At 62.0% G+C, this 4,115-nt stretch carries 5 protein-coding genes and 2 pseudogenes; 3 read left to right on the plus strand and 4 right to left on the minus strand.

Going from position 1 to position 4,115, the window contains the following annotated elements:
- Together ACVBEG_RS27295 and ACVBEG_RS27300 are read right to left on the minus strand one after the other, a co-directional pair.
- The coding region (locus ACVBEG_RS27295; RefSeq protein ID WP_447108564.1) for a biotin carboxylase N-terminal domain-containing protein at nucleotides 1-448 on the minus strand (448 nt) is incomplete at its 3' end.
- Nucleotides 418-888, minus strand: coding sequence for an SDR family oxidoreductase (locus tag ACVBEG_RS27300; protein ID WP_447108565.1), 471 nt, complete (start codon nucleotides 886-888; stop codon nucleotides 418-420). The genes ACVBEG_RS27295 and ACVBEG_RS27300, both read right to left, overlap by 31 nt.
- Nucleotides 889-947: 59 nt before the next feature.
- Between ACVBEG_RS27300 and ACVBEG_RS27305 the strand changes: the two are divergent.
- From ACVBEG_RS27305 to ACVBEG_RS27315, 3 genes and pseudogenes are all read left to right on the plus strand, one after another.
- Nucleotides 948-1,768 (plus strand): annotated as a pseudogene (locus ACVBEG_RS27305) (MFS transporter); the annotation flags it as partial.
- 93 nt (nucleotides 1,769-1,861) lie between these two features.
- Nucleotides 1,862-2,083 (plus strand): annotated as a pseudogene (locus ACVBEG_RS27310) (DUF6166 domain-containing protein); the annotation flags it as partial.
- A gap of 263 nt (nucleotides 2,084-2,346) precedes the next feature.
- Nucleotides 2,347-2,898 carry a hypothetical protein gene (locus ACVBEG_RS27315; protein ID WP_447108566.1) on the plus strand — a complete coding sequence of 184 codons (552 nt, stop codon included), beginning with the start codon at nucleotides 2,347-2,349 and terminating at the stop codon, nucleotides 2,896-2,898.
- A 276-nt stretch (nucleotides 2,899-3,174) separates the two neighbouring features.
- On the opposite strand, the gene ACVBEG_RS27320 is transcribed toward ACVBEG_RS27315, so the two are convergent.
- Both ACVBEG_RS27320 and ACVBEG_RS27325 read right to left on the minus strand, forming a co-directional pair.
- Nucleotides 3,175-3,444, minus strand: coding sequence for a 3-methyl-2-oxobutanoate hydroxymethyltransferase (locus ACVBEG_RS27320; protein WP_447108568.1), 270 nt, complete (start codon nucleotides 3,442-3,444; stop codon nucleotides 3,175-3,177).
- Between the two features lie 308 nt (nucleotides 3,445-3,752).
- A partial coding sequence (locus tag ACVBEG_RS27325) for a hypothetical protein (RefSeq protein WP_447108567.1) occupies nucleotides 3,753-4,115 on the minus strand: 363 nt, incomplete at its 5' end.

Raw genomic sequence — 4,115 nt, forward strand, 5'->3', positions numbered from 1 at the left:
CTACGAAGACGACGCCGAGGCTCGCGCACAGCTCGGCGAACGCCGGGTCCTCGGCGACGAAGCCCCACCCCACCCAGGCGGCATCGGCGCGGCTCGCCTGCAGCGCCCGGCCGAGCTCGTCGCCGGCGCGCGCCGTGGTCGAGGTACGGGCTGGCCGTCCCCGTCCGGTGCAGCACGATGGCCTCGTCGGCCGCCCGCACGAACCGGGCCCGCCGCTCGGCCTCGGTGTGCAGAGCGATGACCCGGATGCCGTAGCCGTGCTCCGCGTTCGGCTCTCCGCACCGCCCGGATCAGTCGGACCGCCGGCTCGGCGCGGTTGACCACCGCGATGCGCTTGAACACGTGTCGCCTCACTTGCTCGGGTTGGGATGCGGTCCAGACGTGCTGGCGGTGGGCCGGTGGCCGCCGAGGGACGGGCTACATGTCCAGGCCCCCGTTCACGCCCCACACCTGGCCGGTGATGTAGGACGAGGCGTCCGCAGCGAGGAAGTGGACGACGCGGGCGATCTCGTCGGGCTGGCCGAGGCGACCGAGCGGCACCCGCGCGCGGATCCCGTCGAGCACCTTGTCGGGCACGCTGCCGAGCATCTCGGTCTCGATGAACCCGGGCGTCACGGTGTTAACCGTAATGCCGACGCCGTCCGTACGACCGGGAGCGCTGCAGCTGCATGGCGGCCTCCCGGCGAGGGTCTTGGTGAGCCCGAACAGGCCCGACTTCGCCGCGGCGTAGTTGACCTGTCCGATGTTGCCCATCTCGCCGATCACCGACGAGATCATGACGATGCGGCCGCTGCCCCGCTCCAGCATGTGGATGAGCGCGGCCTGGGACAGGTAGAAGGCCCCGGACAGGTTGACGTCGATCACGCGGCGCCAGTCGTCGTCCGCCATCTTGAGCACCGAGCGGTCGGCGGTGATCCCGGCGTTGTTGACGAGGATGTCGAGCCTGGGTCTTCATCATTGAAGGCTTGCCGGCAATTTTCGTCCTAGTCGTGCGCCGCAAGGTGCCGGAATTGCCGCGACGGCTCGCTGCCCGCGGTCATACGGCCGACGCCGAGCGGGTTATGGCCGGCATCTCGAGGCGCAGGTACAACGGCGCCTTCCAGCCGGCACCGTGTTGCCGACGCCAAAACCTTTCGTCACGCTGCCCGCATCGACCGCAGGCGGCTTCCCGGCGCTCTTCGCCGGAGCTCAGCGCAAGCGCACGATCATGCTGTGGTGCCTGTGGTTCTTCGCGCTGCTCGGCTTCTATGGATTAACGACATGGCTCGGCGCGCTTCTCCAGCAGAAGGGTTTCGCAGTTACGAAGTCGGTGTTTTATACCGTCCTCATCTCGCTCGCCGGCGTTCCCGGCTTTCTGACTGCGGCATGGCTTCTCGAGAGGATCGGCCGCAAGGCGACACTGATCGGCATGCTGCTCGGCAGCGCCATGGCGGCCTATTTCTACGGGACCTCCGCCACCGTCGGCGCGCTGATCGGCTTTGGCCTCTGCATGCAGTTCTGCCAGTTCGGTATGTGGTCGGTGCTTTACGCCTACACACCCGAACTCTACCCCACCCGCATCCGCGCGACCGGTGCAGGCTTTGCGTCTGCGATCGGGCGGCTCGGCTCGCTACTCGGACCCTATGTCATCGGCCTTGTGTTGCCGCTGAGTGGGCAAACCGGCGGCGTCTTCACGCTCGGCGCTGGAGCCTTTGTGCTGGCGGCGCTGGTCGTCCTGGTTCTCGGCGAGGAAACGCGCGGACGCGCCCTCGAAGAAATCGCTGCCTGAGGATGATTGCATGAAAGTCTATGAAGGCGAGCGTGGCTTGAGCGGCGCCATCGTCACCGTCGACGGCGAACCGCTGCCACCAAAGTACGAGGTCACGATCTTTTCGAAGATGGGCTTCAATGGACCTACGCCGGCCCGGGGCCGCGCCAACTCGCCCTGGCGCTGTTGGCTGATCACCTCGCGGACGACGCGAAGGCGTTGGCGCTCAGCGAGTTGTTCATGACCGCCGTGGTGGCGCATCTCGATAATGCGTGGCGCATGGACGGCGCCGAGATCGACGCCGCTCTGGCAAAACTTATTATTGCCGTTTGCTGACATATCAGCAGTATGTTATAAGCGGTATAAGATCCGACAGGAGGACAGTTCCATGATGACGGCTCGCCAAGAAGCCTTTCGCGCTGCTTATCGCGCGCAGATCGCCGCGCTCTACGATGGGATCGTGCACGTCGCACTCATATTCTTGATTGGCGGCGCGGCGCTTTGGTATTGCGTCCAGAACATTCATGCGCCGAGCTGGCTAGAGTTGCTGGTTATTCCGGTCGTCGTGATTTTTGCAAACGTCTTCGAGTGGTTCCTGCATGCCCAGGTCATGCATCGCCCACGCCCCGGCTTCATGGGGATCTACAAGCGACACAGGCTGCGCCATCGCCAAGTTCTTCACCGAGCTCGAGCCGTTCCACGACACGACCAAGGATTATCGCATCGTGTTCTTCCCGCCCTATGCCGAGATTGCGTTTCTCGTGATGGCCAGCGCAATGGCCTATGGCGTCAGTCTCGTTTGGTCGACGAATGCGGCGCTGATCCTCGTGGCGTCGGCCGCCGGCATGTACATGAACTACGAGTTCTTCCACTGGTGCTGCCACGTCCGCGACGACCGGATCATCAAGCACATACCCTTCATCAACACGATCCGGCGTCATCATATCGCTCACCACGACACAGCGATCATGATGAACAAGAACATGAACCTGACCTATCCGTTCGCGGATTGGCTGTTCGGGACGAGTGACGTCCAACGCGGCCTGCTCGGCACCTTGTTCAACGGTTACGAGACGCGCTTCGTCCGCAAGGACCTTCCGAAAGTACGCTCCAGCGCCGACGTCACCCGTCCGACCGTTCTGGCGGAGTGACGCTCATGCCGATCACCGTTCGGGACCTTAAAACAGGGCAGCAAGCCGCCGCCGCGCCAACGCAACATCGCCTCGCTCGTCGGCGGCTTCGTCATCGCCTTTGGCTGCTTCGCTCTCTGGCTCCTTGTGGCTTCGCAGATCGTCGGCGGCCGTCCTAGCGCAGCCATCGTCGCGGCAGGCGCCGCTTTCGCCATTGCTGTAGGGGTGTGGATCCGGCTGGCGGATCTCTGAGGCTTAATGTTGCGTCGCCCGGCAATGTCGGGCGGCACGTTGCATTCACACATGCCGGCGCTTGGCGACCAGCGAGAGGAACTTGTCGTATTCGTCGTCCTTGACAGTGTAAGAATGGTCGTCGTCAGGAGAGGCGCCGGTTCGCACCTCTGCCGCGTAGCGCTCGATGCCTTCGACGGCGACTTCAGTAAGCTTGGCGTAGCGCTTGGTGAACTTCGGCTTGAAGTCGGTGAACACGCCGAGCAGATCGTAGCAGAGAAGGATCTGACCGTCGCAGCCGGCGCCTGCGCCGATACCGATCGTCGGAATTGTCAGCTGTTCGGAAGATCACCTTAGCGATCTTCGCCGGTACCGCCTCGAATTCCAGCATGAAGCAGCCGGCATCCTCGATGGCGAGTGCGTAGGTGCTGGTTCAAGACCCAGGAACTTCAGAATTAACCTTAGCAATACGTAACTGAACGAGTGGCGCCACATTACCTCGAAAGCGGACAACCGCAGCAGATATTATCTGTACAACTGCCATAACGGCACCGCGGAAAAGCTGGGAAGTGCCAGGTCTCCCATCGAGCTGGAAGAACAGTGGCCGCTGTGATTTACCCGTTTTGAAAATGATCGGGGCAGCCCTAAAATAAACTATTCCCGCAGAAGCAGGGACCGTATCGGAAGATACAAAGTCCGCTGTTCCTGCGGGAAATTTTTATCTGTCTGTCACCAGGAAAGTAACGGTACAGGGTTTTAATGTCAGCGTACCGGATGCAGCGCCTTTTCGGCAAGTTCGGAAGGGTATCCATCCTTTTCAGCACTTTGCCGTTGAGCTTTGCTTCCTGACTTCTGAGCGCGTCTGCTTCCAGAGTATATCTTCTGCAGGCAGGTGCCTCCACCAGTGTGTCCTCTGTTTTACTGTTGTTGATGACAATATAGCAGATGCCGTCTTTTCCGTCTTTTCTGCTCTGGGCATACACATGGGCGCCCTCCCGGATCTCTTC

The organism is Pseudomonas sp. GG8 (assembly GCF_052976945.1).